Source organism: Vibrio sp. D173a (genome assembly GCF_030248475.1).
Genome location: NZ_JAHGAH010000519.1, coordinates 1 through 623 on the forward strand (window position 1 = coordinate 1; position 623 = coordinate 623).

Below are 623 nucleotides of genomic sequence, written 5' to 3' on the forward strand. Positions count from 1 at the left end.
AAACATTTGATGCCCTTTTCAATCCAACATTAAATAGCCGAGAAGATAATTCAGCGCGCGTTGCTGAAGCGCTTACCGAACTCTGTGACCAAATTCAGGCTTCGGTTGAGAACGGCACCAATATTGTGGTGCTGAGCGACAAACAGATTGGCAATGGCAAGGCTGCACTGCCAGCGATTCTTGTTGCTACTGCCGTCAACCAAAGACTTATTAAACGCGGTCTGCGTTTCGATGCCAGCGTAATTTACCAAACGGGTCAGGCAGCAAGTAGCCATGACATCGCCCGTCTATTAGGTTTTGGTATCTCAGCCGTCTGCCCTATCTCTGTCTACCACCGCGCTAAAACGCTGTGTAACAACCAATCGATTGAGCAAGGCTTAAAGAACTTCCAAAAAGCCTGCGAAAAGTCGCTGATGAAGACCATGGGTAAGTTTGGTCTTTGTACGGTAGAGAGTTATATAGGTGGTGAGTTCTTCGAGTCTAACTTCCTTGATACCGACTCAGAACAGCTCAACAGTTTCTTCCCAAATATCAGCTCACCAGTTGGCGGGGCACAGTTTGATGATCTCGCGTGGAGCTCAGCAAAGTGGCACTTTAAAGCCCTAGCGATCAACGAAGAGAAT

General features: G+C 47.5%; 1 protein-coding gene. It reads left to right on the top strand.

Going from position 1 to position 623, the window contains the following annotated elements:
* On the top strand, nucleotides 1-623 hold a 623-nt coding region (locus KIV40_RS27210; RefSeq protein ID WP_285352307.1), incomplete at both ends, for a glutamate synthase central domain-containing protein.